The 25948-nt window shown below is 41.7% G+C and carries 28 protein-coding genes; 13 read left to right on the top strand and 15 right to left on the bottom strand.

Features of this window, described 5'->3' with window-relative positions:
• Positions 1-39: 39 nt before the first annotated feature.
• The gene (locus ACVW2L_RS00345; RefSeq protein WP_457125956.1) at positions 40-1932 is read right to left on the bottom strand and encodes an SPFH domain-containing protein; all 1893 of its coding nucleotides are present in this window, start codon (positions 1930-1932) and stop codon (positions 40-42) included.
• 186 nt (positions 1933-2118) lie between these two features.
• Positions 2119-2250, bottom strand: coding sequence for a hypothetical protein (locus ACVW2L_RS00340; RefSeq protein WP_457125955.1), 132 nt, complete (start codon positions 2248-2250; stop codon positions 2119-2121).
• A 205-nt stretch (positions 2251-2455) separates the two neighbouring features.
• Between ACVW2L_RS00340 and ACVW2L_RS00335 the strand changes: the two genes are divergently transcribed.
• Positions 2456-2620 (top strand): hypothetical protein, encoded by a 165-nt coding sequence (locus tag ACVW2L_RS00335; RefSeq protein ID WP_457125954.1) that lies wholly within the window; start codon positions 2456-2458, stop codon positions 2618-2620.
• A 17-nt stretch (positions 2621-2637) separates the two neighbouring features.
• The gene (locus ACVW2L_RS00330) at positions 2638-3045 is read left to right on the top strand and encodes a hypothetical protein (protein WP_457125953.1); all 408 of its coding nucleotides are present in this window, start codon (positions 2638-2640) and stop codon (positions 3043-3045) included.
• Between the two features lie 62 nt (positions 3046-3107).
• Here ACVW2L_RS00330 and ACVW2L_RS00325 read toward each other — a convergent pair whose 3' ends face one another.
• From ACVW2L_RS00325 to ACVW2L_RS00315, 3 genes are all read right to left on the bottom strand, one after another.
• The gene (locus tag ACVW2L_RS00325) at positions 3108-3725 is read right to left on the bottom strand and encodes an RDD family protein (protein ID WP_457125952.1); all 618 of its coding nucleotides are present in this window, start codon (positions 3723-3725) and stop codon (positions 3108-3110) included.
• Positions 3726-3905: 180 nt separating this feature from the next.
• Positions 3906-4121, bottom strand: coding sequence for a DUF5615 family PIN-like protein (locus ACVW2L_RS00320; protein WP_457125951.1), 216 nt, complete (start codon positions 4119-4121; stop codon positions 3906-3908).
• Positions 4122-4123: 2 nt separating this feature from the next.
• Positions 4124-4351, bottom strand: coding sequence for a DUF433 domain-containing protein (locus tag ACVW2L_RS00315; protein WP_457125950.1), 228 nt, complete (start codon positions 4349-4351; stop codon positions 4124-4126).
• Between the two features lie 75 nt (positions 4352-4426).
• Between ACVW2L_RS00315 and ACVW2L_RS00310 the strand changes: the two genes are divergently transcribed.
• Both ACVW2L_RS00310 and ACVW2L_RS00305 read left to right on the top strand, forming a co-directional pair.
• Positions 4427-4885: a nuclear transport factor 2 family protein gene (locus ACVW2L_RS00310; RefSeq protein ID WP_457125949.1), complete on the top strand. Its 459-nt coding sequence runs from the start codon at positions 4427-4429 to the stop codon at positions 4883-4885.
• 205 nt (positions 4886-5090) lie between these two features.
• A complete protein-coding gene (locus tag ACVW2L_RS00305; protein ID WP_457125948.1) occupies positions 5091-5498 on the top strand; it encodes a hypothetical protein in 408 nt (135 codons plus the stop codon).
• On the opposite strand, the gene ACVW2L_RS00300 is transcribed toward ACVW2L_RS00305, so the two are convergent.
• From ACVW2L_RS00300 to ACVW2L_RS00280, 5 genes are all read right to left on the bottom strand, one after another.
• Positions 5495-6310, bottom strand: coding sequence for a class I SAM-dependent methyltransferase (locus tag ACVW2L_RS00300; RefSeq protein WP_457125947.1), 816 nt, complete (start codon positions 6308-6310; stop codon positions 5495-5497). The genes ACVW2L_RS00305 and ACVW2L_RS00300 overlap by 4 nt on opposite strands.
• Before the next feature lie 105 nt (positions 6311-6415).
• Positions 6416-7465, bottom strand: a complete 1050-nt coding sequence (locus ACVW2L_RS00295; protein WP_457125946.1) for a glycosyltransferase family 61 protein — start codon at positions 7463-7465, stop codon at positions 6416-6418.
• A gap of 83 nt (positions 7466-7548) precedes the next feature.
• On the bottom strand, positions 7549-8613 hold the full coding sequence (locus tag ACVW2L_RS00290) for an acyltransferase family protein (RefSeq protein WP_457125945.1): 1065 nt from the start codon (positions 8611-8613) through the stop codon (positions 7549-7551).
• Positions 8614-8675: 62 nt separating this feature from the next.
• Positions 8676-9866 carry a glycosyltransferase gene (locus tag ACVW2L_RS00285; RefSeq protein ID WP_457125944.1) on the bottom strand — a complete coding sequence of 397 codons (1191 nt, stop codon included), beginning with the start codon at positions 9864-9866 and terminating at the stop codon, positions 8676-8678.
• Positions 9863-10744 (bottom strand): glycosyltransferase family 2 protein, encoded by an 882-nt coding sequence (locus ACVW2L_RS00280; RefSeq protein ID WP_457125943.1) that lies wholly within the window; start codon positions 10742-10744, stop codon positions 9863-9865. The genes ACVW2L_RS00285 and ACVW2L_RS00280 overlap by 4 nt, the downstream gene beginning before the upstream one ends.
• 112 nt (positions 10745-10856) lie before the next feature.
• Here ACVW2L_RS00280 and ACVW2L_RS00275 point away from each other — a divergent pair, with 112 nt between their 5' ends.
• Positions 10857-11567: a glycosyltransferase family 2 protein gene (locus ACVW2L_RS00275; RefSeq protein ID WP_457125942.1), complete on the top strand. Its 711-nt coding sequence runs from the start codon at positions 10857-10859 to the stop codon at positions 11565-11567.
• On the opposite strand, the gene ACVW2L_RS00270 is transcribed toward ACVW2L_RS00275, so the two are convergent.
• On the bottom strand, positions 11564-12142 hold the full coding sequence (locus tag ACVW2L_RS00270) for a glycosyltransferase (protein ID WP_457125941.1): 579 nt from the start codon (positions 12140-12142) through the stop codon (positions 11564-11566). The genes ACVW2L_RS00275 and ACVW2L_RS00270 overlap by 4 nt on opposite strands.
• Positions 12129-12620, bottom strand: a complete 492-nt coding sequence (locus ACVW2L_RS00265) for a glycosyltransferase (protein WP_457125940.1) — start codon at positions 12618-12620, stop codon at positions 12129-12131. The genes ACVW2L_RS00270 and ACVW2L_RS00265 overlap by 14 nt, the downstream gene beginning before the upstream one ends.
• Before the next feature lie 79 nt (positions 12621-12699).
• Here ACVW2L_RS00265 and meaB point away from each other — a divergent pair, with 79 nt between their 5' ends.
• Complete coding sequence (gene meaB, locus ACVW2L_RS00260; protein ID WP_457125939.1) at positions 12700-13602, top strand: methylmalonyl Co-A mutase-associated GTPase MeaB; 903 nt, start codon at positions 12700-12702, stop codon at positions 13600-13602.
• 157 nt (positions 13603-13759) lie between these two features.
• Here meaB and ACVW2L_RS00255 read toward each other — a convergent pair whose 3' ends face one another.
• Entirely contained in the window at positions 13760-15049 is a 1290-nt protein-coding gene (locus tag ACVW2L_RS00255) for an aminopeptidase P family protein (RefSeq protein ID WP_457125938.1), read from the bottom strand.
• Between the two features lie 153 nt (positions 15050-15202).
• Here ACVW2L_RS00255 and ACVW2L_RS00250 point away from each other — a divergent pair, with 153 nt between their 5' ends.
• The 4 genes from ACVW2L_RS00250 (at position 15203) to recG (ending at position 19354) form a co-directional block, all read left to right on the top strand.
• Entirely contained in the window at positions 15203-16585 is a 1383-nt protein-coding gene (locus ACVW2L_RS00250) for an OmpA family protein (RefSeq protein WP_457125937.1), read from the top strand.
• Between the two features lie 98 nt (positions 16586-16683).
• Positions 16684-16827: a DUF6728 family protein gene (locus ACVW2L_RS00245; protein ID WP_457125936.1), complete on the top strand. Its 144-nt coding sequence runs from the start codon at positions 16684-16686 to the stop codon at positions 16825-16827.
• Positions 16828-16852: 25 nt separating this feature from the next.
• Positions 16853-17233: a RidA family protein gene (locus tag ACVW2L_RS00240; RefSeq protein WP_457125935.1), complete on the top strand. Its 381-nt coding sequence runs from the start codon at positions 16853-16855 to the stop codon at positions 17231-17233.
• Positions 17234-17245: 12 nt separating this feature from the next.
• Positions 17246-19354, top strand: coding sequence for an ATP-dependent DNA helicase RecG (gene recG / locus ACVW2L_RS00235; protein ID WP_457125934.1), 2109 nt, complete (start codon positions 17246-17248; stop codon positions 19352-19354).
• 118 nt (positions 19355-19472) lie between these two features.
• On the opposite strand, the gene ACVW2L_RS00230 is transcribed toward recG, so the two are convergent.
• Both ACVW2L_RS00230 and ACVW2L_RS00225 read right to left on the bottom strand, forming a co-directional pair.
• Entirely contained in the window at positions 19473-22634 is a 3162-nt protein-coding gene (locus tag ACVW2L_RS00230) for an ATP-dependent DNA helicase (RefSeq protein WP_457125933.1), read from the bottom strand.
• A gap of 184 nt (positions 22635-22818) precedes the next feature.
• Positions 22819-24546 carry a glycoside hydrolase family 3 protein gene (locus ACVW2L_RS00225; RefSeq protein ID WP_457125932.1) on the bottom strand — a complete coding sequence of 576 codons (1728 nt, stop codon included), beginning with the start codon at positions 24544-24546 and terminating at the stop codon, positions 22819-22821.
• A gap of 132 nt (positions 24547-24678) precedes the next feature.
• Between ACVW2L_RS00225 and ACVW2L_RS00220 the strand changes: the two genes are divergently transcribed.
• From ACVW2L_RS00220 to ACVW2L_RS00210, 3 genes are all read left to right on the top strand, one after another.
• Positions 24679-25314 carry a porin family protein gene (locus tag ACVW2L_RS00220; RefSeq protein WP_457125931.1) on the top strand — a complete coding sequence of 212 codons (636 nt, stop codon included), beginning with the start codon at positions 24679-24681 and terminating at the stop codon, positions 25312-25314.
• A gap of 188 nt (positions 25315-25502) precedes the next feature.
• Positions 25503-25697, top strand: a complete 195-nt coding sequence (locus ACVW2L_RS00215; protein ID WP_457125930.1) for a cold-shock protein — start codon at positions 25503-25505, stop codon at positions 25695-25697.
• 119 nt (positions 25698-25816) lie between these two features.
• Positions 25817-25948, top strand: a complete 132-nt coding sequence (locus ACVW2L_RS00210; protein WP_457125929.1) for a hypothetical protein — start codon at positions 25817-25819, stop codon at positions 25946-25948.

Below are 25948 nucleotides of genomic sequence, written 5' to 3'. Positions count from 1 at the left end.
CGCCCCGAAAGGGGCGCTCTAAGATAAGGACAGGTGAAATTATTTACCAGGCTTATCTGTTTTGCTGTGCAAAGCAACAGTTTCAGACTGGATCTTCTTCAGCATTTCGCTACCTATCAAAGCATCTATCAATCCATTACCCTGGCCGCTTGCGCCGCTTACCAAAATTTCGGGCACCAACTTAATGTGGTTAGCGGCCAGTGTTTCGGCTACGCGTACAATGGCGTATTGTTCAGAGCCCATGGCATCTGTTTTTTGCTTGGTAACTTCGGCTTCGGCCAAGCCTACTGCCTTAATTTTACCGGCCTCGGCGGTACCGTTCAAAGTTGTAGAGTTGGCATCGGCGGTAGCGTTAACGGTTTTAACTTCGGCATCCGCTTTGGCATTAATGGTCTTCACTTCGGCATCCGCTTTGGCGTTAATAGTTTTTGACTCGGCCTCGCCACGCGCTGTAGCCACTTTTGATGCTGCCAACTGTGTGTTGATCTCAACCTGGCGGGTTGATTTTACCACTTCGGGCTGCATATCAGCACCGGCCTTGGCACTCTCAAATTCCTGGCGCTCCAGTTGGGCGTTGCATTGTATCTCGTACGTGATTTTTTCCTGCTCGGCCAGTTTACGGTCGGTTAGGGTTTTCATCAAGGCTTCCGGTGGCACAATATCTCCAATCAGGGTATCAACACCTACCACGTTATAGTCTGACAATACTTTGCTGATGTGGTTTTTTGCTTCGTCCTGCCTTTGGATCCGGTTAGCCAGGAATTCTATCACATCGCTTTTTTGCGCGGAGTTGCGGAAATAGTTAGCAATGGTAGGTTCCAGCACCTGCGATACCAGGTTAAGCGTATTACCAAACCTTGCTATCACCTTTGGTGCTTCGTTACGCGGGATGTGAATGATCTGTGATACATCCAGATTAAAGGTAAACCCATCATGAGAACGCACTTTTATAGTACACAGATTTTTATCCAACTCGTGCGCCTCAGTGCGACTGTTGGCCCAGTTTAACACAATGTTGGTAGTAGGCACTATCTCAACCGCGTGGGTGTGAATGTTAATAGGATGCTTACCAGGATCAAGGGGCTCGTCCCAAACGCCTTTTTCCTGCTTTTTAACAATGTTACCGTGCTTAAAGCTCTCGCCGCTGGTATCGGTTCCTTCCGGCCCAACAAACGAGTTCACTACGCCTACATACCCAATAGGAATGTAGATCATATCCACCTGTTCCACTGTTACAAACCAAGGGTTAAGGTAATAAGTACCCGCCAGTATAACATCTTCCTGTAAACCCTTCATGCCACCCGCGTTGATAAAGGCTATCGGATCCTGATAGTTTTTATGGCCGGTTACCGGCATGCCTGCAATTTCGCCCTGACCCAGGGGTTCGCCGTCACGGGTGGTTACAATACCTACCTTGTTATCTTGAATTTGCGTAACAGGCACCATTTGCACCTCGAACAAAAAATTATTGATACGATAGCTACCCGGTGTTAAAAACGCGGCCTGAGCTCCTTTTTGCCCGTTATTATCCAGAAAAGCTATGGCATCCTGAAACTTGTCGCAATCAACAGGCTTACCCAGTACACGGCCTATATCCAGCGGAGCACCATCCTTGGCTTTTACCAGGCCCAGCATATTCTGCTCTATAATAGTGAAGGGCGCCATAGTAATCTCATACTGCCATGGCCACATCCGCCAGTACAGACCCGGTGCCAGGGTTTGTGCCTGCATACCGGCCTCGCCGTGAATGGCTACAATGCGACCGTCGGGAAGTCGCTTACTGTTTGACAGGGTAAATTTTTTAACTACCAAACCAATACGGTCATCTGGAACGATAACCATACCGCAAAAAACGCGCAAAACTGATTTATACAGCAATGCGAGGGCTATGACAGGCACAGCCCACCACAGTTGAACAATTAAATTATTCATTTTAAATTGAAATTATAAACCGGATCCCTTAAGGTGCGGGCTCCTACTGATCACGTATAGCTTTTGTTGAGACCTTAACTATAAAGTGTGTTGTTTAGCGAAAGGAATTAAAAGCCTTGCTGTCGAAGATTTTTCATAACCAAGTACATTATTTTTTGAACTTTTTGGCCGCTCAAATATCCATCTTTAGTTATCATCTGCATCTAAAAATGGCAAAACCTGTTTACAACTTTTGGTTGTATCGGCTAATTTAAACTGCCCACCAGCGTGTACGTAGGAGGTTATTACCCACCATAACCGGAGAACTAAATTATTCATTAATTATTTGATTTTTTCCGGAACCCTTAAGGTGCGGGCCCTCACAATACTTACAGCTTTTATTGGACCTTAGCTATATAGTGTTTATTTGACACTAACTATTTCTGTTTGTTACAGTAAACCGGACGATTTTTTTTAAGAACATATCCTAATTTATTTGTTTATACTATGTTCCTGCTACGCTTTAACATTAAATATCAGTGCTATGAAAACCAGCGATAAAGACACCAAACAGCCAGCCAAAAGCGGCGAACAACCCAAAAATGCCGTCCCGCCCGAAGAGATTAAAACCGACTTCCCCATGAGCGAAAAAGACGAAGTAAAACAAGCCGAACGCAACACGCAAAAGCAACAAAACAAAGGCAGATAATTTATTATTTTAGCCTGATGAAACCTATCAGCTTAAAAAATTACGCCAGCCTTATTCTATTGGGATCTTTGCTGCTTAGCGCCTGCAAACATACGGTTACCGCTACAGACCTGTACGGCAAATGGAACTACACCAAGATTGAAAATCCAGGCCAAACTACGCCCGGCGTGTCTGCTCTTGAACTTAAGCAACAAGCTCCCTATATTGAATTTACCCAAGCAGATAGCCTGCGCATGTTTTGGGGTGGAAAGCTGCTTTCGCACGGCACCTTTGCGGTTGATGGAACCAACATCCAATACAAAGAAATTTTGCCTGATGGCAGCACACGCAGTTTCCCTTTTTATATTTCGAACTTTAAAGATGGCAGCATGATCTTTGAAACCCTGGGCAAGGATGTTTCGAAGGTGACGGTGGTGAAAGAGTAGTTTGCAGTTGTGAGTTTTCAGTTTGCTTAGCGCTGCTTAAATAAGTTTTCTTACTACGTTGGTTATTCCAACCGATCTTTTATAACCAATGTACCGGCAATAAGATCATGCAAGCCCTGCTGCTTTTTATTGAAAAAGATGTATACATAGCCAATGCACAGGGTAAGCATGGAAAAGACTTTAGCCAAGTTTCTGCCCGCGCTATGTGCTAAGGTGAGGCGATTACCCTCCATATCGCAAACGCGTATTTGCAGCAGTTGCTTGCCATATGTACCCTGTTTGCGCCCACGCTCCATAATTGTATGATAAATTAAATTTACCAGCGGGATAAGGATGATCAGACCCACCGTCATTAAAATCCGGATAAGCTGACTATTGATGATCATTACACCAATAAACATAACAATGGCACATACCGTTGATACTAAAAACAGATCAATAGCTGATGCGGTTAGTCGCTGGTCAAACCTGCCATAGTATTGCATAAGCAAAGCTGCCTTGCTAAAACCAAATAACTCCCTTAATTCGGCAATTTCATGCGCCTCTTTATAGTCAACCATAGCCTCTGTTTTAACAAAGTCGGTTGGTTTTATTTTGTGTTCCTTTAGTTCGTCAATAGTAAATGGCCCTTCGGGTTTACCGTTGATAACAAGGATGTAGGTATTTTGAGTTGATGCCATTTCAAGCTAATGTAATACTAATCTTTAAAAAGGCAGTCACGAATATCAGAACAATTGAAGTAGTTATAAGTAAAGTTCTAACAATCCCGATTCTTCATCGGTTAAAAAATCCAATATCCTGCTGCTATGTTTGATAAGTACATTTGCTACTTGGTCAGTTGATACATTACCGGTTCTGAGTCAGATTATCTTGGGTGGAAAGGAAAGTAAATTTTGAAGGTCGGAAAAATCCTCGTCAAATGTCAGTATGGTATAATTATTTGCCTTTGCAAATTGCCATATCATCCTATCTGATAACCTTTCTATAGGGGTTATCTCATTGACAGGCAAAATTTCCCAATTGGGAATAAGCTTTTTTAATCGCCATGAAATATTTTCATCCGCAATCAGTCGCATGTTTATGCAACCTTTATAATCCGTTCCTTATTAGCGGCATACGATAAGCACGCTAATATTTTCTCCTCGCTTAGCTGAGGATAATCAGCAGTTATCGCTTCGTGACTTAACCCAGAGGCCAGCCATTGCAGAACATCGTAAACGGTAATACGTGTACCCTTTAGCACAGGCTTACCAAACCTTACATCGGGGCTAACTTCAATGTACTCCTTATAATCAATTTGCGACATACACAAACTTACTTAAAAAAATTAAAATGCTATCACATAGTAAACTATCCATTGCATGTACATTATATTAGTATCATGAAAAAACTTAACTTCCTTATTATATTCTTGCTTTGCTTCAATGTAAGCTTCGCCCAGCAAACTGATATCGCAGCTATAAAGCAAACCATAACAACCCTATTTGATGCAATGCGTAAAACCGACAGCACGCTGCTACGATCTACCTTTGCAAAAGACATGATACTGCACAGCATAGGCAAAGCTAAAGATGGTGGTACTGCTTTAATAACGGAAAGCGCGGATGAGTTTGTTAAGAGCGTTGGCACACCGCATAAAGGTATTTACGATGAACGCATCACTTTTGATGATATAAAGGTAGATGGCGAACTGGCCAGTGTTTGGGCACCTTATAAGTTTTATGTTGACGATAAATTTAGCCACTGCGGTGTAGATGTCTTTCAGTTGATGAAAACGGCAGGCGGATGGAAGATCATTTATATTGTTGATACGAGAAGAAAGGACAGTTGTGTTAATTAGCAATTCCAATAAATAACCTGACTATCACATGAGATTGACTTTAAACCGTTGGCAAACCTGGCTGCTCTTTTCGTCTTTATGTTTAATTACTGTTGCACGCACTTTACATTTGGAGATTTACTCGTCGTATTTCAAAAACAACCCTGGAGTATTCAGATCAATATATTTGCTAAATGGTTGTCTTATTGCTTGGTACCAGTGCTACTTGGTTATTGGATTTTTAAACTACTTTGAATCGAAATCGTTACTGATAAAATTAAATACGTTAGTTGCCCCTGTTTCCTTCACATTTGTATGCTTCATTTCATTTTTCAAAACATTTGTACAACCCAATCTTTTTGAAGTTAATGAACTGGGGCAGCCAATTGCACCTTCTATGGGTGTATCCGGTTGGGCGCTATTTTTCCTTTTAGCACTCTCGCTGATCAATTTTATGTATATCAATTACAAAGTTGTCACTAACAGACTTGCATTGCTTCGCGATATAGAAGATCAGTTATATGCGAAATTCAATTTCACCGAGCCTCTAAAAAACCTGCTGTCAGCTACCTATGGAGTAATTGCTATCGCTTACGTAATATCCCTTGCAATTAAATTTATAACAAGGGTTTAACTTTTACCATTCAGCTTATCCTTAATAAACTGCCAGTCGGCCATCATTAAACTTTCGGGCTGACCCCGTTTTTTCTCGGCACCTCTAATATATTTTTTTGCTTTCCTCAGTAAAAAACCTTCTTTCTTTGGAGCCAACGGATTGCTGTCAAAATTAGTTTGTGTAAAAAGATGCAGAAACTTGCCGTCAGTATAAAAATTATATCCCAATCGGACGGCAATAGCTTTTAATGATGCTTGATTATAAAATGATATATGCTGCCCAGTTTCCGGCGAAAAGTAAGTCCAGTCATCTACAGCCTGCACACCTTCAGGCTGCAGTTCTGTACTAAAAAGCAGGTTGTACCCATAGCTTAGCATTCGCTTAATATCTTCCAGCGGGTTAGCCAAATGCTCAAAAACCTCAAAAGCGGTAACCAACTCAAAACGCTGATTTGCAGGCAGCGTATTCATGTCAAAATACTCTGCAAATAAATTCTGGCAATAAGGGTCGGTATGGTAAAAGTTAAAGCCCTTGTCGCGCATAAGGCGGGTAAACAAACCGTAACCACCGGCGTAATCTAAAAACAGTGCGTCTTTATTAAAAGAAGAAAGCAGTAACTTATTGGTTCTTTCGCCCAACCGCAGGTTGCGGTACACCATACCCACATCCAGTTTGGTTATGGCCGATGAGTAAGCATCAGCCAACCAGTATGGCTCCTCGGTTTGAATAAAGCCGGTATCCGCGCAGCGATAAAACTTAACATCGTACTTATTAAGCACTTTGGCAGTGAACATTAAGTGGGTTGGCCCGCCGGTTATTTTGCTTTGCATAGGCTAATATGCAAACTTTTTCACTTTCAACGTCAAAAAAGCGTTAAACGTAATTAAAGATCATGCAGTTTACAAGGCCTATTTGTATTTGCGCCGGTATAGCAATTATTTGCCGTTATCAATAGCCAACAATGTTTTATGCAGTTTTTCCGGGTCGATTGTTAAATTACAGCAGTCTACACCCTCCAACACCAGATCTTCGTTATCCGGCTGGCCAAACAAATAATAGTAATCTAAATTCATGGCCGCACATAAGTGCCAATAACATTGGTTATGATAGATCCTGTCTCTCCTAAATTCTAAAACAGCACTACCCCTGTTCATAAACAGGGCGTTGGTAAGCCCGGCACCGTGCATTGAAACCATAGATTTAGCTGAAGCCATTGTAGAGATTTGCTCCACCCAACTTAAGTCTTCAAAGTGCGCTATCTCATATCCATGTGTTTTAACCACTTCTAATACGGCTTCTTCATTGAGTACCTTTCTGTATCTGGCTTTATCGCGGCTTACATAAATTTTATGCTGTACAGTTGCAATTTTTTGCTTTGCCAGGATAAACCCTTGCATTTCTCGCATCACCTTATCATTAGTGTAACCGGTTAAACAGGTGTGCGTGATGATTGATAATTGCTTAGCCCTTACCAATTCTCCTTCCTGTATAAACTCAATGCCGGCAGGATTTAAGTCAAAAAACGCTAAAGTAGCCAGGCCAATTTCTCTGATGTATTTTGAATCGGGCAGCAAGAGTATATAATCTTTTACCAATTCCCTCATTGAAAAAAGACGGGGAATTACGTCGCAAAACCAATGATAATGCGAATTAGACCACTCATCAAAAGCTAAAAGGTATCTGCCCTCACCTAAACTTCTTTTTCTTTTGAACATTACGCGTTTAACGTAATGCTTATAGGTGAGATCTTTTTTATAACGTTTCTCATCCAACAGAGAAAATTTATTTAGCATAAACTTACCCTGTTCGTAAGCAAAGCCCATGTAGTTAACCACACAATTTTTCAGCTCGATAATTCTTACATCATAGGTTTGATAAGAGAATTCTTTTTTGCAAAAATCAAGTTCACCCTCAACGTAGTTTACGGGCATTTCCCTGTTAATTGTGTAGCTATCTAAAATATGTTTTGATGATTCTATTTTCAAGGCCAATTACGGGTTAACTATTTAAAGTTTATAACGGATGTATTATCTATCAATTTATTAACAAAGCGGCAAACACAATATTATTAATTGCCCACCAGTACCTTTGCTTTGCTTCTGTTTATTAAAGAAACCATCGCGAAGGTGATAGAATAAGCTATTATTAACGTTGCTATTTTAAATGCCACAAACTGCGGAACGTTCATTGTTTTGCCATCCAGATTAAAATGGATAAATATCTCGGGCACTACAAATGCCACTATGATAGAATGTATAAGGTATATGCCAAATGTGGTTTGCCTTGGCTTTAAAAAAGACGTGAAAGCAAATGTTTTTATTTTTAACAGCAGCGCAAAAAATACCAAAGAATAAAGAAGATTACTATACCGCAAAGTATTAGTTATATCAGCGCTTCGGCCGGTTAATTGGTAGGTTTCAAGAACCGAAAGCCCGTAAGTTACAAGCAGCATAAGTATAATAAGTGCGTACGGCAGCTTTTTAATAATCAATTCTACCTGGTGCAAATGCCTGCGCAGTTGCGCCCCAAGCCATAAAAAAAACACAAAGCCTAAAATAGCTGTGGTATGGCGTGGTTCTATCCACTCAAAATGGATGTTAACAGCATAAAAAACTGTAAAAAGTAGCAGCGGAATACCCAGATATAAAGAGTACAGGTAGCGCCGGAAAATAAGGAGTATGGTAATGCTTATTAAAAAGTTGATGATGAACCAATAATTACTGTAAAGGTATACCTCCTGAATGCGAAAAAGGATATTGGCCAGGTTAAATTCGCCGCGGTGGTAAATGCGCTCTTTAACGGCCATATTTATTAACATGGCTGCCACATTAATGAGCGACCAAAAAACCCAGGGACCAAATGTTGTAGAGATACGCCTTTTTAAGTATTGTGCGGGCGAATAGGCCGTAAATTTATCGCTTATTAAAAATCCAGCAAGCAGAAAAAATGCTACTGTACCAAATTTTGTAAGCTGCACAAGGCCGATGTAGCCCCAGTAATTATCGGTACCCTTTGCGAAATTATAACTGCCAATACAGTGTTCGGCCACAATGGCAATCATGGCGAGGCAGCGTATAGCGTCAATAAAATCGTAATTTTTCTTAGTCGGAGCCTCGTTGATCAGATTCTGCATAGATGTGCTGCAAATATAAGGCATATTTTGTGCGTATAGCCCAAAGTCCAGTTAAAACAGACTTATAGGCCTGAATCAAAAGGTATAAAAACCTTATCCAGTTCTTTATAAACAACCTCGGTGCTAAAGCTGCTGTTAAATGCCCGGGTAGCCATAAGGCTTTGCTCAATATAAACGTCGGCATTATTAAGCAGCAAAATAATATGCTGAGCAAATTGCTTCGCATCGTCGGTAACCAAGCAACCATTCATGGTTTTGTTGGGCAAGCCGTCTACTCCGCGGGTTGTACATACAACAGGCAAGCCATGCGCTAATGCTTCAACTACTTTTACTTTTACACCTGTACCTGTGAGCATTGGGCAAAGCGCAATTTTGGATTGCGCATACAAACCGTCAAGATCATCGGCAAAAGCTATCTGTTGTGCTTCTTTCATTTCGCCCAAAACTTTATTGATACCGCCGACCAGGCATATCCTAATGGTGTTTGGCAGCAGGGGATAAACCTCGTCAAAAAACCAGCGGGCCGATCTTTCATTATGCACGTTATTGCTGGCGACATAGATCAGGTCGTATACTTTTTCAGCTGCTTTGTATTGCTCCGCTTTGGGTTTCATCATTAACGGCACAAGGAGCACATTGGTTTTGCAGAACTGCCCGAATACATATTGCTCTTCGCCTGAGATGGCCCAAACCTCGTTAAAGCGGTCAAGACGTTTTATTTCATCCTGAAACGTTATACCCAGGTTAAAGCTTTTGCGGTATTTAAACTGTGCGGTTATAAAATCGTGCGTATCAATATACGTCTTCGCACCTTTTAACAATGCTTTGTTTGATACCAGTTCGGCGTAGTAAATGTAACTGATAATGATATGATCATACTTATTATCTCTCAGCAAGCCCTCAAAAGCGCTTTTAAGCGTCAATGTCATGAATGTGGGAATGTCTGATCGTAACGGGAACGTGAACCAGTAGTAAATAAGGTCCCACAATTTATACCTTAGAAAATAAAACAACGGATTGCTTTTACCCGGCTTACGCGGCAACAAGTAAACATTTTGTGCCAAGCCCCTATCTTTTATAAAATCAATCGTCCCAGCCGGGCTCCCTCTGTCGGCATCTTCGTACTGCAGTGTGGCGAAATCAACTTCGATACCTCTTTCTTTAAAATATTTAAGCAATTCTAAGGCGCGCGTTTTATTACCCGCGTTTTGCTTAGCTACATTATCCGGAAAGAAATAAAGTACCTTTTTCATTTTATCAGCTTATAATTTCTGTACTCGCTGATGCGCCAGCCGGTAAGATCCTCTATTTTTTGCAGCAACCTGCGCCTGAAGGTTGCTTTTTTATGCAGTTGGTCCAGGTCAATATCTAAATTCCAGTTGGTAGCCGCAATACGTTTTTGCACAACGGTTGGGTGCGTTTCTGTAAAACGGATCAGTCTGTCGGCATTTTTATAATCAAACTCGTAGGTTTCGGGCACGTGCTGCTCAATCCAAGCATCGTCATGATAAAACTTATTAAAACTGCGCAGCTTATGTTTTAAGCCCGACGGTGGTTTAACCCAGCCATAATGATAAATATACGCATCTATCAGCTTAACATTCAGCTTGCGGTTATCATTCCACCTAAAACCCTGCGCATCGCGGTATGACCGGATACCTTTATTATTGCGCACTATCCTTATCTCGCGGCGATACCACCTGCGCGAATGTCCATAATAATCATACGAGCCATAAAAGTGTAGGTATTTAAAAAGCAGCCCCTCTATTTTTGGGTTGTTAAGATTGTCCTGCATTTCCTTTTTTATCACCTCATGATACTTTTCGTGCACGCACTCATCACCCTGGATATAAAAGGCCCAGTCAGCATCGGCAGCTACAACATCAAAAGCCTTGTCGGTTTCCTGCGCAAATACCGTCCCACCTTCGCGCAGGCTTTCATCCCACACGGTATTGATTATTTTTATCTTGGGCGAGTTGATTGCTTTTACCAATTCGGCTGTCTCGTCATCACTATTGCCTAAGGCCACAACAAACTCATCACAAAGCGGCAGTACAGAAGTAATGGCCTCAACAATAGGATAATCGTTTTTTACTGCATTGCGTATAAAAGTAAAGCCGGCAACCTTCATTTAAATTGTATGCGTTTTACGTTAAATAAAGTACTTATTTTGTGTACTTATTATTTAAACAGCAAGCACCAAATATACATTGTCTGTTATAAATAATTTGAATAATAGCATAGTGAAAGAAAACCCGCAGGTATCCATCATCATAGTAACCTACAACGCCGCAAAAACCTTACAGGCTTGTTTGGATAGCATTTACCAGCAGAAATACCCCGCCATTGAGATTGTTGTAATCGACGGGAAAGGTACCGATGGCACTGTAGACATTATAAAGCAAAATGCTAATAAGCTGGGCTATTGGGTTAGCGAGAAAGACGCCGGTATTTATGATGCCATGAACAAAGGCCTGCAACATATAAGCGGCGCCTGGGTTTATTTTTTAGGCGCCGATGATGTGTTGTTTGATGGGTTTAGTTATCTGTGTGCAGAGTTAAAGAATAATAAACTGATCTATTACGGCCGGGTGATGACCCTTGGCGGACCAACAATACCAGCTGATGCTTATGCTTTTGCCAAATATGGCTTATGCCATCAGGCTATGATCTACCCTAAAGAGGTGTTTAACGGCCGGCGATTTGATACGCGCTACAAAATATCCGCTGATTATGCTTTTAACATGAGCCTATTTAATAGCGGTCTCTTCTCTTTTGAATTTAAAGATCATTTGGTGGCCAACTTTAACCAAACGGGCGTATCAAGCACATCAACAGATAAAGATTTTGAAACCGACCGCAGCGCTTTGGTACGTAAATACTTTGGCTCAAGGATCTGGCTGCGTTATCTGTTTTGGAAGTTTAAGCGGTCGTTGAAAAGTAAAAAACCTTAAGCATTTAATAATTGCTCATATAGCTGCATATATTGTTTCGCGGCATTATCCCATGAGTATCTTGAAGCATGCGCCATCACGGCCGCTGCCCTGCTATTTTCAATATGATCTTGCAGGCCCGTTTTAAAAACGTGCTGCATGTGTTGCTGGTTAAAATTATTAAAGTAGTAGGCCGCGTTGCCACCAACATCAGGCAGCGAGGTAGCATTAGCTAAAAACACAGGTTTACCAAAGTACATAGCCTCAATAACCGGCAGCCCAAAACCCTCAGCTATTGATGGGAATACAAAGGCCAAACAGTTTTTAAAATACCAGGCCTTATCATTATCACTAACGGGCCCGGTTATAGTTACGCGATCAACACAGCCAAATTTTTCTGCGGCTTCAATTATAGTAGCTTTATGGGGGGTTTCAATTCCGGCAATTATCAAGTGCAGGTCATTATCCTGCAATAATGCCGGGATGTGTTGAAATCCTTTTTGCGGCGACAACAAACCTATGGTAAATAAAAAAGGTTTAACCGGCGCGTGTACGGGCTGATGTCCCTCGGGCACTATCAGTTTATCCCGCACCATTATAAATTACGCTCATTTTGTCGGCAGCCTCCGGGATATAACTTATTACATCATCAGCCACAAATTTTGAAATAGCCACCACCTTATCGCAATAGCTTATAAACTTGCGCAATTTGTTAACTCTTTTTTCAATGTTTCTTTTTGATTTAAAACCCAAATGCACGTTGTTAATATCGTGTATGGTCATTATTTTTTTGCCGCTAACGCGATATGGCCTTAGGCGGCAGGTTTGATCAGTAAAATGTACTACATCAAACTCGCGCCCATGCGGAAAAAATAAGCGGTGCAGCCTGAAAAGGTGAATAATATTAACGCGCTTATTAAAATAAGTAGTTATCCTAAATAAATAATATGTTAAGCTAAACCGGTCATTGTTTTGTTTCAACAGCGCATCGCCCAGCCCTTTGCCGAATGAGTAGTAGCCCGAGTTAGGGTTCTTCATTGAATCAAACGTTACTAAAACGGCTGGCTTCTTCATTATTTGCTTATCTTGCTGATGTATGCAATTATAAAGTATATTAATTTATGTTAGGATAATTTTATTCATTTGCAGATAAATGGCATCCGCGCAAAAAGCCCAGGCAACTATCACCTCCAACGATTTTAAAACCGTTGCCAGGGCGCTTACCATTGTAGAGAATGACCTGCCCGGAAGCGATGAACTTTTAAAAAATCTCCAGTTTACCAAGCCTTCTTCTATAATTGGCATTACCGGCCCGCCGGGCGCAGGTAAAAGCACCGTGGTGAACGAGCTGATAAACCGGTTGCTTGCCAAGGGAAGAAAAGTGGCTGTATTGGCTATAGATCCTACTTCGCCCTTTAATTTTGGTTCGCTACTTGGCGATAGGATCAGGATGTCTGCTCATTTTAACCACCCTGATGTTTTTATCCGTTCGTTGGCTACGCGGGGCTCCTTGGGTGGGCTGTCAGCAAAAACAATTGAGATGACCGATGTTTTGCGCGCTGCAGGATTTGACTATGTATTGGTTGAAACCGTAGGGGTAGGACAATCAGAAGTAGAGATAGCCGGTTTGGCCGATACAACACTGGTTGTGTTGGTGCCCGAAGCTGGTGACGAGGTACAGAACATAAAGTCAGGATTAATGGAGATTGCCGATGCCTTTGTGATCAACAAAGCCGACCGGCCCGATGCCAACCTGTTTGCCAATAATTTGAAAAAGATAATTCACCAAAAGCCCGGTGAGGAAATACCTGTATTTAAAACAGTTGGTACAACGGGCGCTGGTATTGATGTGGTAGCCGATTATATTTTATCATCCAAACCGGATAATAACCGCCGCAAGGCCATGCTACTGGCCGAAAAAGCTTACAGGCTGATACAGCAAAAACGTATGGCGGGGATTGATAAAAGAAAATTGCAACAGGATATTGGGGAAGCAATGGGTGATGATGGATTTAATTTGTACGGTTTTGTAGAAAACTACTACATCAATTTTTAAAGTTGTCGTTCTGAGCAATAGCAAGAAATGCTGTAAACCGTGATATACCGAGCGCTTGGATCGTAAAGCGTACAAGATTCTTCGCTATTGCTCAGAATGACAAATTCCTATTTAGTAAGTAAACTTAAATCCGAAATCGAAAATCCGAAATTAGAAATCAAGAATTCATTATCTCTTCAATTTCCTCCGCTTCTACCGGAATATCAGCCATCAGGTCAATATTGCCACCTTTAGTTATCAGGATATTATTTTCTAATCTAATACCAAGGCCTTCGGCAGGGATATATATACCAGGCTCGCAGGTAAGCAGGTTACCCACCTCAAATGGTTTGTAGCGACTGGCAAAATCGTGCACATCTAAACCCAAGTGGTGCGATGTGCCGTGCATAAAGTATTTTTTGTAAGCAGGTAGTTTTGGGTCCTGTTTTTCTACGTCGTGTTTGGTTAATAACCCTAATCCTATCAATTCGCTTGTCATTATCTTACCAACCTCGTCATGATATTCATTCCATACGGTACCCTCCACAATCATTTGGGTAGCTGCACGCATCACACGTAACACAGCATCATAAACCTGGCGCTGGCGCGGTGTAAAACGGCCGTTAACCGGTATTGACCGGCTCATATCAGCATTATAATTACCATACTCGGCACCAAAATCAAATAATATCACATCGCCGTCATTGCATATTTGGTTGTTATCTACATAATGCAGCACAATGGCATTTTTGCCCGAAGCTATAATTGGGCTATACGCATGCCCGGTTGCCCGCTGTTTGATAAACTCGTGTATTACTTCGGCCTCAATTTCGTACTCTGCTACACCCGGTTTTACAAATTTAAGTACCCTTACAAAGGCATCGCGGGTAATAGCACATGCTTTTTTGGTCAATTCTATCTCCGGTTCTGACTTTACAACACGCAAATCGCGCATAATGAGCGCAGAACGTTCGTAATGATGTAAAGGATACTTTCTGCGCAGGTCTTCCAACATCCTTATATCGCGATAGGGCACCGTATGTGCATAGCGATCGTTCTCGTTGGTATTAATATAAATATGGGTTGCGTAGTTAATAATACTATGTAATATATTGTCAAAATCAGTTAACCAGTATACATTTTGTATACCCGATGCTACACGTGCCTCCTCTTTGGTATACTTGTGTCCCTCCCAAACTGCAATGTGTTCGTTAGTTTGTCTTAAAAAAAGTACTTCTTTGTATAGTGGATTAGGACAATCTGGAAAAAGCAGCAAAATACTTTGCTCCTGATCTATGCCCGATAAATAAAAAAAATCAGGATTTTGCTTAAATAAAAAGGCCTGATCGCCGCTACGCGGGAATTCATCGTTTGAATAGAAGAGCGCTATAGAAGCCGGTTTTATTCTTAAAACGAAATTTTTTCTATTATTTGTAAATAAATTATTATCAACTGGGAGATATTTCATAGCGTTAATTGCAATGTGTACTATTTATACAACATTTTTCATTTATTTGTGTTATTATTTGTAATTTTTGGAACAGTATTTGGTAATCGTTTCAAACATAATTAGTATTTTTGAAAAAAATCACAATTAAAAAATTGTTTAATCTTAAAACTTATGAACTATTCTACATTAAAAAAAACAGTCGCTTTCTCATTTGCGTCTCTGTTGGTAGCGGGTGCCGTTAGTGCCCAAACCACAGGAATGGGATCGACCACCTCAGGCGCCAAATTGTTTGGCGGCGCGGGACAGTACAGAACCTGGGCCATCGGCGTTAATGCCGGTATCACCTCTCCTGCTCTTGTAACAGGCGGATCAAGTGATTTTAACGGAGTGCTTATCGGACCAGGCTTTGGTTTATCGTTAAAAAATCAATTATCACATGTTTTCGGCATTCAATTAGATTTGAACGCTGGTCGCGTTAGAGCTAACGCTGGCGACGGTGTACCGGGACAAATTGCTCAAAGACCGTTTGTTGGTGATGGTGTTACAAACCAACGTTTTGTAAGCTCTTCAACTAATTTCTTACAAGGAAGCATCAGTGGTACTGTTAACATCGGTTCTATTGATTTCCTTCACCGCGAAAATGCCATTAACTTCTTTGGTAAAGCAGGTTTAGGTATTGCAACTTACAAACCAGATATTAAAGGTTACGGCACTGACGGTACCAACGGTACCTGGGAAAAATACCGTGCTGCTGACGGAGGTTCTATCAGCGAATTGGTTATCCCTATCGGTGTAGGTACTAAATTTAAATTATCAGACGTTACTTCATTAAACATTGGTTATACCGAAAACTTTATTGACGGTGACAACTTTGATGGTGTACGTAAAAGCTACCCTACTAAAGATCGTTACGGTTATGGTTATGCTGGCTTAGAGTTCACTCTGGGTTCAAAATCAAAACCAGCTTTAGAGTGGGTTAACCCAGTAGCTATGATGTATGACGAATTGTACGATGCTGCTTTACGTCGTGAAGTTGAAGCTTTAAAAGGTCGCGTTACTAACGTTGAAAACGCAGTTAACGATCTGAAAAAAGATTCTGACGGTGATGGTGTTGCTGATCAATTTGACAAATGCCCAGGTACACCAGCAGGTACAAGCCCTGTTGATGGTTCAGGTTGCCCAATTGTGTTCCCTAAACCAGAACCAATGGCAATGGCTACTCCAATGACTGCTGGTTACAGCAACATTCAGTTTGAATTTGATAGCTCAGTATTAAGAACTTCTTCTTACCCTGTGCTTGATGCAACTTCTTCTGACTTAAGAACTACTGGTTCTTCTGTTGAAGTACAAGGCTTTGCATCATCTGAAGGTACTGCTGCTCACAACTTGAAATTATCAAGAGACCGTGCTAACTCAGTAAAAACTTACTTAGTTAACTCTGGTGTTGCTGCAAGCAAAGTAACTGTTAAAGCTTTTGGCGAAACTCAGCCAATTGCTGATAACTCAACTGAAGAAGGACGTGTATTAAACCGTCGTGTTCAATTCAAAAAATAATTTTTGATTCAGTTTAGAATATTAAGAAGGCTTTCCTTATCGGAAAGCCTTCTTTTTTTGCATTAACTTCGCCAAAAAAATATTGTAAATTTGCTTATATGTATTTTTTTAGAAAAAAAGATCCTAACAGGCCCAACAACATCAACCTTAAAATAATGCACATTATTAATGCAACAGCCATTATAATGTTCATTGGAGGGATTGTATGGAAACTGCTACAGTGGTTTGTACTAAAAAAATAACCAGCACAATACCTATATAATAAACATGAAAACTGTATTAAATACAACCGATGCCCCGCCACCAATAGGCCCATACAGCCAGGCTATAGTAGCCGGCAACCTTATTTTTGTATCAGGCCAGATACCTTTGCACCCTTTTACTAACGAACTGGTTACGGATAACATAACATCTGCCACACATTTGGTGATGGAAAACATAGGCGCTATTTTAACAGAAGCAGGTGCTGATTTTGACAACATAGTAAAAACCACTATTTTTTTAAAAAACATGGCCGACTTTGCTGAAGTAAACGAGGTATATGGCACTTACTTTACTGATAAATTCCCGGCGAGAGAAACCGTGCAGGCAGCGGCTTTGCCTAAAGGCGTTAGCGTTGAAATATCTGTTATAGCAACAAAATCCTGATAAACGCACATCTTGAACGGCCAGGCTTTACAAACCCCTGTTGAGTATTTAAAAGGCGTTGGGGCAACCCGCGCCGAAGTGCTTAAAAAAGAGCTGGCCATTTATACCTTTGACGATCTGCTGAAGCATTTCCCTTTCAGGCATATTGACCGTACCCGCTTTTACAAAATAAAGGATATTAATGACGACCTGCCTTATGTGCAGGTAATAGCCCGTTTGCTGCGTAAGGAGATCTTGGGCGAAAAGCACACCAAGCGCCTGGTAGCCGTTGTACAAGACGACACGGGCATTATGGAGCTGGTATGGTTTCAGGGTATAAAATGGGTGGAGAAAGCGCTGATACCCGGTAAGGCATACATTTTATTTGGCAAGCCGGGTTCATTTAATGGGAAGGCGCAAATGTCGCACCCAGAGATGGACCTATACTCGCCCGAGGTGATTAAACGTAAAGGTAACCTTACTTTGCAACCGGTTTATAGTTCTACAGAAAAACTAAAACAGTTTTCGCTGGATAGCAAGGGCCTGCAAAAATTAGTCGCTATTTTGCTGGAACAATATAGTAACACCATACCCGAAAATTTACCCCAGTATATTTTAAACAGGTTTAAGCTAATGAGCCGAGCCGACGCCTACCGCAATATCCATTTCCCTGAGGATGCGATAAAATTAGCAGAAGCTCAGCATCGCCTGAAGTTTGAAGAACTATTTGTATTGCAGCTAAAGCTGCTGCGTACCAAACTGTTGCGCGTACAAAAATTTAAAGGCAATATATTTGATAAGGTCGGCATGTACTTCAACGAATTTTATCATAACAAACTGCCATTTGAATTAACCAATGCACAAAAACGTGTTTTAAAAGAGATACGGCAGGATACCCAGCGTGGCGTGCAAATGAACCGTTTGTTGCAGGGCGATGTTGGCAGTGGCAAAACCATTGTGGCGTTAATGAGCATGCTGATAGCAATTGATAATGGCTTTCAGACCTGCATTATGGCACCCACCGAAATATTGGCCAATCAGCATTATCAAACCATAAAAAGCGTTATTGGCGATGATTTCTTAGAAGTGGCACTGCTTACAGGTTCTACTCCGCAAAAAGCACGAAGAATATTACATGAGCGCCTGGAAAGCGGCGAACTTAAAATATTGGTAGGCACACACGCGTTAATTGAGGATAAGGTGCAATACCAAAACCTGGGTTTTGTTGTAATTGATGAGCAACATCGCTTTGGCGTAGAGCAACGCGCCAAGCTATGGCGCAAGAATACCATCCCACCGCATGTTTTGGTAATGACGGCCACTCCTATCCCCCGCACGTTGGCCATGACACTTTACGGCGATCTTGATGTATCTGTAATAGATGAGTTGCCTGCTGGGCGCAAACCTATCGAAACGCTGCATTTTTACGAAAGCCGGCGCCTACGGATGTTCGGGTTTATGAAAGAGGAAATAGCGAAGGGCAGGCAGATCTATGTTGTTTATCCGCTGATAAAGGAAAGCGAAAAGCTTGATCTTAAAAATCTGGAAGACGGTACTGAAGTAATGCGACGCGAGTTCCCACTACCGCAGTACCACATCAGTATAGTGCATGGTAAATTAAAGCCGGCAGAGAAAGAGGCCGAAATGCAGCGCTTTATAAAAGGTCAAACTCAAATAATGGTAGCTACCACCGTTATTGAAGTGGGTGTAAATGTGCCTAACGCATCGGTAATGATCATTGAAAATGCGGAACGTTTTGGCCTCTCGCAATTGCACCAGTTACGTGGCCGGGTAGGTCGCGGAGCCGAACAAAGCTTCTGCCTGCTAATGAGCAAAGATAAACTTAGTCCCGATGGGCGTGTGAGGTTAAATACCATGGTTAAAACCAATAACGGTTTCGAAATCTCAGAGATTGATCTTAAGCTGCGCGGTCCCGGTAATATTGAAGGCACACAGCAAAGTGGCCTGCTGGATCTTAAAGTGGCAGACCTCACCACAGATCAGGAACTGCTGATCCAAATAAGAAAATTTGTTGAAGATATTTTTGCCAAAGACCCGCAGCTGGCTGCACCCGAGAACCAGGTTTTGAACCAGGCTTTTCAATCCAAACATTCCGGGTTAAGCTGGGACAAGATATCGTAGGATAGCTAAAAGTTAACTGCCATCCTGAGCGATAGCGAAGAATCTTGTACACAAACCTTGCGCCTGTAGCACAGCGTATAAGATTCTTCGCTATCGCTAAAAATGACGTAAAGGGTCTTTATTCCTCCTCTTCCTCACTAATCAATACCCCTTCCGCCTGTGCAAAATTGCTGCGCACAAAGTGGCACCAATCGCATTCTTTTTTACCGCAGCCGGTGTTAAAATCATGCACCTGTATTTTTTGGTAAACTGTGGTTATTTGCTCTGTTACTGTATCAATATCCTCAGGACTTATCACTACTTTTTCCTTGCGATAGTCATCTCCATCAGGCTCTACAAAATCAAAAATGGTAGTGGTTGCTTCCCAATCATTACTGCGGTCGTTATCAATCAATATCTTGTATAAAACAGCCTGGCGCCAGTAATCTCCCCCGTTGGGTTGCTCATCATCCGGCCCCTTTAATTTTTTAAGCGCGTTTTTTACTTTGCCTGTTTTATAGTCAACAATGGTTGCATGTTTACCTACAAACTCAATTTTGTCCAAATTTCCCTTTATAGGCACCCCTTCAACCTCAATGTTTTTTATAGGGCGTTCTGTTACCGCAAATTTGTTCCATACTAAAATGTTCTGCTCATAATATGGTGGTAAAATCTTTTCGCCATAATCATTACGCAGTTTAAACTCCTCTTTGGTAAACGAGTCGCGGTTGCGGTACATGTACCACCTAAACTCCTTCATAAACTGTTCGGTAGACGGGAAATTATCGTCATCGTCCTTAAGCCATCTAAACGCTTTATTGAGCGCCCAGTGTACGGCCTGCCCAAAAGTAGCCGATGGACTTTTACCTGATGGCACCCGAATAAGACACTGAAAATAGAAACGTAGCGGGCAATCTAAGTAGTTGTTCAGATGCGTTACAGATAGTGTATAGTTTTGCAGCAGCTGGTTAATGTAATTGGTATCCAGCAACTGCACTTTGGGTTTATCTGCTTCGTTAAAGCGTGTGGCGTAAAACTCAAGCATTGCGCTTTCGTGCACTAAAGGATGCTGCGGAACAATATCCGTCTCTGCCAATATCTCACCTATAAATTGCGAAGCTTCCTGATCTTTGCCGTTTTTGTCTTTAGCAGAATAAGATACTACCAGGTGCTGCTTTGCACGCGTAAGGGCCACGTAAAATAAGCGGCGGGCTTCCTCCCGCAAAGCAACTTCATCGGTTGGTGCCTGTGTTAGCGTATCCGGGTAAGTAAAGCTATTACTGCGGCCTTTGCCGTCCCAGGTTTTTTTGTCGCATCCAATAAAAAACACATGTTCAAACTCCAGGCCTTTTGATCCGTGGGCGGTTAAAAAATTAACGCCGTTGTCCGAATAGATCACCCTGTTAAGCTCCATTCTGATTTTATTGCGCTTCATCAAATCAATTATCTCCAACAGATCACGTAGCTTAATCTCAGGCAATTTCCGGCTTTCATCCTTCAGAAAATCGAAAAAGTTGGTCAGCATCTGCATGTACGATCCTTTGTCAGTCTGCTGCATGATATACCGCAGGATCCCCATTTTTGATATCACCTGTTGAAAAAGCTGCTGTAGGGTAACACTGGTGGCCTCCGTAAGCAGCAACTCAATGTTATTAATGAAATACTTCATCTCTGTATGGCTGCCATTATCAAAAAGACCGGGCTGCGCAGGGGCCCGCATCTCGGTAATGTAACGTCGCATTGATGTTTTTGGCTGATTGTTGGCTGAGGTGCTAAAGTTCTCTTTTGATACCGCAACGCTCACTTTGGCTATCTCTATCGGCGGGATGCTAAAGAAATCATAGTGCATAATCTCAAACAACAACTCATCGCCACTGTACGGCGAATCCAGCTCCATAGCCAGGTACCGCAAGATGTTAATGATCTTTTCGCCAAACGGAGCGGTGAGTATATCAATTTTACGGCGGGTGTTAACTGCTATTTTATGCGCATCTAAAAACTGTATCAGGTCCTCAACCTGCGCATGGTTACGATAAATTACCGCAATTTCGCCGGGCGGCGTGCCCAATTGAACCAGGTGTTTTATGTTGATTGCCACATCAACCAGTTCCTGATCGGCGTTATTGTACTCGCGCATTACAGGCACAACAATTTCTTCCCGAAAACGGCTATGCGACGAGCGCAGATCCTTATCGAGCGCCAGCTGTACTGTTAAGCGTTCTTTATTTTTGGCGATAAGCACCTTTGAAATATCAAGAATATGTTGATTTGAGCGATAGTTGTGCTTTAACACCACTGTAGACAGTGTGCTTACGTAATCACCAGCAAAATCAAGGATGTTTTTCATGTTGGCACCCTGGAATTTGTAGATAGACTGATCATCGTCACCCACCACAAAAACGTTAGGTGTTTCCCAATAGTTCAGCAAAAACTTAAGCAACTCGTTTTGTGAACCGCTGGTATCCTGAAACTCATCTACCAATATGTAATGATATCTTTCCTGATAGCGGCGCAAGATCTCACCGTTTTCGCGAAAGGCCTTTATCACCCACATGATCATATCGTCATAATCATACCGGCTTAGGTCCTTCATTTTTGTGGAGTAACGCTGGTATTCTGCCACCGCGGCAAGCAGGGTGGCCATTTTTTCCTTTGCCGCGTCTATATCTTTTTGCTTAGGATCGCCTGCTTTAATTCCTCTTGGGCCATTGGCGCGCTTATAAATAAATTCCTCGCGGTTGGGAAGATCTTCTATGTACTCATTAATAGCCTTAGCCATGTATGCCTCGTCCCAGTTTTCGCGCTTCATGTCAGAAAAAAGATTTTTTAACCGGGGCACATCATAATAAGTATCGCCGGTAAAACGCTTTAGCTGATGATCATTAGGCATTTCGTCAACCAATTCGCGAAAAAGCGTGGCCGACTCAAGGTCTGATAGGGGTTCCAGATTGAGCTTTCCAAAATACTCCAGGTTCTCCTGGATAACATCATTACAAAACGCATGGAAAGTATAGATATTAACCCGGTAAGCATCTGGCCCAATAAACTCGAACAACCGTTTGCGCATGGCAACCGCTCCTGCATCGGTATAAGTAAGGCATAAAATTTCGCTGGGCAGGGCATCGGTGTCGGTTAGTATTTTACCGATACGGGCGGCCAGTATTTGTGTTTTGCCTGTACCGGGGCCGGCAATAACCAGCACCGGGCCATCCATTTTATTAACGGCAGCCAACTGCTCAGGGTTTAAACCCGCCAGTGCCTCTTGGAATTTTATATTGTATTTAGTGGGATCGGTTTGCATAGGAGAATAAAGATAGAAAATGGCAGGGCATTGTTAAAATTAAACGAATGTCATGCCGAATTTATTTCGGCATCCCACACCGCATTTACGCAAGATAGTTTTATAAACTTTTCTGATGATCCCTTTCAAGAGTTCTCCTGAATAATGGTATGCTGAAATAAATTCGGCATGACGGTTTGGTTTCCTACAACCCCACCTGCCCCGCTCCTGTAGGGAAAAACTCATTTATACTAACAGGTAATTTACCCATTGGCTTAATTTGTTGTGTAATTGCCTTTACGGCTGCTTGCTGCATCTCCTCGCTGTTTTGATAGCAGAGCAATAGCGTGCGCGCCTTTTCAATACCTGTTACACCTGCTATTGCGTAGGGGTTAGCAAAAAAGCTGATAACCGTATTCTCGTGCGCCGTTAATCCAGCTATAAATTGTGTTACACCTGCGCTATAATCCAATTTACTTTGTGGGCGCGTGCGGGTATCGTGCACGCCCACAAATACCTGGCTGTACTCTTGCAAACTTTTAACTATCGCATTCAGCTCGTCAACAGGCGTGCTTTTGTTCACTAAAAAAAGCGTACTGTTAGGGTACCAGCGCCTTAGTTCAATTTCGTATGCCGCAGGATTGGTGACGCCTACGCCAATTATGGCGGTACGTAAAAGTGGATTTAGCTGCAGATCGCGGGAGCTGCCGCGCAATTGCGTTACAGCGGCATTACTTAACTGTTCTATCAATTCCTTAGTTGCAGGGCGGTTCAGATCAGCCACCACATTATCAACATTCACGTCCTGCCGTTTATTAAGCCCCACCCAGTATTTGGCCATCAGCACTTTTTTTACCTTCGTCTCAAACTCTTCAATGGGTAATTGATGATGGCGCATGGCTTTTAATATTTTATGAATAGCTTCTTTAGAATCCATTGACAACTCAATAATGTCATTACCCGCCATAAAGGCTCTAAGCTCAGCCTCACCATCAGGAAAATATTTAATAACGCCCTGCATCTCCATAGCATCAGAAACAACCAGTCCTTTAAAACCTAATGAGTCTTTTAACAGGTTGGTAACTATCCTGCGCGATAAAGTGGATGGCAGATTCTTAGTATCATCTAAAGACGGTATAGCCATGTGGGCAATCATAACTCCGCTAACACCTGCTTCAATAGCCTGCTTAAAAGGGTATAGCTCCAACGAATCCAGCCGTTGCCGTGAAAATGGCAGCAATGGCAAATCGTAATGAGAATCTACATTGGTATCACCATGCCCCGGAAAATGCTTTGTAGCAGTTAACAGTCCCGCACTTTGCATGCCTTTTAGGTAAGCAAGCCCTTTACTTGCCACGTTATATTTATTATCGCCAAAAGACCGGTAGTTAATTACCGGATTATTGGGGTTATTATTCACGTCCATAACAGGCGCAAAATTCATATGCATACCCAGGCGCTTAAAATCATAAGCTATTTGCTGGCCCATTTTATAGATCAAACTTTCGCCCTGTATGGCGCCAAGCGTCATTTGATAGGGGTATAAAAGTGTTGAATCCAGCCGCATACCAATTCCCCATTCTCCATCTTGTGCTATTAACAGGGGCACCCTGCTTTCGCGCTGGTAGCGGTTTATCAGATTAGCCTGCCTACCAGGCCCGCCCTGAAAGAATACTAAACCACCGACATGCTGATTATGAATAACTTTAGCTACAGAATCTTCGTATTTTTTACCCTTATTAGTATGCGCGCGAACGAAGAATAACTGGGCTATCCGTTGCTTTTTATTGAGTTTGTTGTAAACAGAATCAACCCATTGATTGGGCTGACTCAATAGTTGAATATAGGTTTTCTGTTGAGCAAACAAAGTATTTGCAAAAAATAGAATAGTTATAAAAATGCCGAAAGCTGAATTTCTTTTTAATGATCTCATATCCTTTTTCAAAAGTAATTTAAAAAAATACAGACTGGTGCAACTCTTTGTCATAAACATCGTATACAACATTAATTTCTGCGCAGAGAGACTTTATAACAGTATAATTTAACGATAGTAAATTGTAATATTATGAAACAAGCTCTCTATTTAATTATTGGGTTATTTATTACTGCTAACGCCAGTGCACAACAATTTTTTGGAGCACGTGGAGATTTTGACGATTCTTTCAGGCCGCGTTTTGGCTTTACTATGGGCGCAGCGTTTTCAAATGCCATACCATCCTCAAAAAGCAATTACGATACAGGTGCTACGGCAGGCTTTAGCATGGGCTTTACCTATAACCATCCCGTTTCTAACCTGCTTTCAATTGATGCCGAGGCACTTTATTCGCAAAAGGGCTACGCCGCCACCACGCAGTCAGGTAGGTTTAGCCAACGTTCGCAGTTTATGGACATACCTGTTTATGTTAAGCTGAAGGCAGGCCGTAACTTCAATGTATTTGCCGGCCCGCAGTTGTCTTACCTGCTATCGTCAAGCAACCGTTATAATGAAGGTTTTGATGAATCTTTGCGTAGTTTTTACCAATACAGCGGTGTAAAAACGTTTTTCGCCGGGGTTATAGGTGCAGGAATAGACCTTAACACACACGTTAACCTTAACGCGCGATATGCCATTGATTTGAAAGGTACTAATGCCAATGGTAACACTTATGTGCCCGAATACAAACATCAGGCCTTACAGCTTGCATTCGGGTTTAAATTTTAATCCTCTGATTAACTGATCATAATTACTACAGCCACCTCTGACCAGGTGGCTATTTTTTTGTTACCCTTACTTAATAATAGCCATTAACAGGCATATGCAATATTTAACAAATTGTTAAAATATTTTACCAAAGGTAAAAATGAACCAATCTTAATGCGTACCTTGCTCACTTATTAAAGTTAAGACAAATGCAAAAAGAAGGAACAGTGAAATTTTTCAACGACCAAAAGGGTTTTGGATTCATTTCACAAAGCGAGAACAGAAGTGATATTTTTGTTCACGCATCGGGTTTAATAGACGAGATCCGCGAAAATGATCATGTACAATACGATGTAGAAGAAGGTAAAAAAGGCCTTAACGCCATAAACGTTAAAGTTATTTAATCATAAAACATTAATTACGTGTAGGCATCCCGGCTTCCGGGGTGCTTTTTTTTTACATTTTATCCCGACTACGCTTTCCTATATTATACAACCTATTTAACAATTTAAAAATTAACATCATGAGCAAAGACAAAGGCATGAAAAATGTAAAAAAAGCCCCAACTGTTGGCGGTAAAACATCTACTTCAGACTATCAGGCCGGTAAAAAATCAGCCTCAAAAGACGACTCGTCTATTGGTAAAAAGAAATAG

This window comes from Mucilaginibacter sp. HD30 (assembly GCF_054061755.1).
The sequence above is the reverse complement of the archived record's forward strand: the minus strand, read 5'-3'. Positions and strand labels throughout refer to the sequence as shown.

Coding starts and splice junctions, on each gene's coding strand:
- ACVW2L_RS00330 (WP_457125953.1), top strand. CDS start 2,638: ATGAAACCTATCAGCTTAAAAAATTACGCCAGCCTTATTCTATTGGGA.
- ACVW2L_RS00345 (WP_457125956.1), bottom strand. CDS start 1,932: ATGAATAATTTAATTGTTCAACTGTGGTGGGCTGTGCCTGTCATAGCC.
- ACVW2L_RS00230 (WP_457125933.1), bottom strand. CDS start 22,634: ATGCAAACCGATCCCACTAAATACAATATAAAATTCCAAGAGGCACTG.
- ACVW2L_RS00245 (WP_457125936.1), top strand. CDS start 16,684: ATGTATTTTTTTAGAAAAAAAGATCCTAACAGGCCCAACAACATCAAC.
- ACVW2L_RS00285 (WP_457125944.1), bottom strand. CDS start 9,866: ATGAAAAAGGTACTTTATTTCTTTCCGGATAATGTAGCTAAGCAAAAC.
- ACVW2L_RS00340 (WP_457125955.1), bottom strand. CDS start 2,250: ATGAATAATTTAGTTCTCCGGTTATGGTGGGTAATAACCTCCTACGTA.
- ACVW2L_RS00210 (WP_457125929.1), top strand. CDS start 25,817: ATGAGCAAAGACAAAGGCATGAAAAATGTAAAAAAAGCCCCAACTGTT.
- ACVW2L_RS00255 (WP_457125938.1), bottom strand. CDS start 15,049: ATGAAATATCTCCCAGTTGATAATAATTTATTTACAAATAATAGAAAA.
- ACVW2L_RS00320 (WP_457125951.1), bottom strand. CDS start 4,121: ATGCGACTGATTGCGGATGAAAATATTTCATGGCGATTAAAAAAGCTT.
- ACVW2L_RS00225 (WP_457125932.1), bottom strand. CDS start 24,546: ATGAGATCATTAAAAAGAAATTCAGCTTTCGGCATTTTTATAACTATT.
- ACVW2L_RS00325 (WP_457125952.1), bottom strand. CDS start 3,725: ATGGCATCAACTCAAAATACCTACATCCTTGTTATCAACGGTAAACCC.
- ACVW2L_RS00300 (WP_457125947.1), bottom strand. CDS start 6,310: ATGCAAAGCAAAATAACCGGCGGGCCAACCCACTTAATGTTCACTGCC.
- ACVW2L_RS00215 (WP_457125930.1), top strand. CDS start 25,503: ATGCAAAAAGAAGGAACAGTGAAATTTTTCAACGACCAAAAGGGTTTT.
- ACVW2L_RS00290 (WP_457125945.1), bottom strand. CDS start 8,613: ATGCAGAATCTGATCAACGAGGCTCCGACTAAGAAAAATTACGATTTT.
- ACVW2L_RS00220 (WP_457125931.1), top strand. CDS start 24,679: ATGAAACAAGCTCTCTATTTAATTATTGGGTTATTTATTACTGCTAAC.
- ACVW2L_RS00265 (WP_457125940.1), bottom strand. CDS start 12,620: ATGAAGAAGCCAGCCGTTTTAGTAACGTTTGATTCAATGAAGAACCCT.
- ACVW2L_RS00250 (WP_457125937.1), top strand. CDS start 15,203: ATGAACTATTCTACATTAAAAAAAACAGTCGCTTTCTCATTTGCGTCT.
- ACVW2L_RS00280 (WP_457125943.1), bottom strand. CDS start 10,744: ATGAAGGTTGCCGGCTTTACTTTTATACGCAATGCAGTAAAAAACGAT.
- meaB (WP_457125939.1), top strand. CDS start 12,700: ATGGCATCCGCGCAAAAAGCCCAGGCAACTATCACCTCCAACGATTTT.
- ACVW2L_RS00310 (WP_457125949.1), top strand. CDS start 4,427: ATGAAAAAACTTAACTTCCTTATTATATTCTTGCTTTGCTTCAATGTA.
- ACVW2L_RS00315 (WP_457125950.1), bottom strand. CDS start 4,351: ATGTCGCAAATTGATTATAAGGAGTACATTGAAGTTAGCCCCGATGTA.
- ACVW2L_RS00240 (WP_457125935.1), top strand. CDS start 16,853: ATGAAAACTGTATTAAATACAACCGATGCCCCGCCACCAATAGGCCCA.
- ACVW2L_RS00270 (WP_457125941.1), bottom strand. CDS start 12,142: ATGGTGCGGGATAAACTGATAGTGCCCGAGGGACATCAGCCCGTACAC.
- ACVW2L_RS00335 (WP_457125954.1), top strand. CDS start 2,456: ATGAAAACCAGCGATAAAGACACCAAACAGCCAGCCAAAAGCGGCGAA.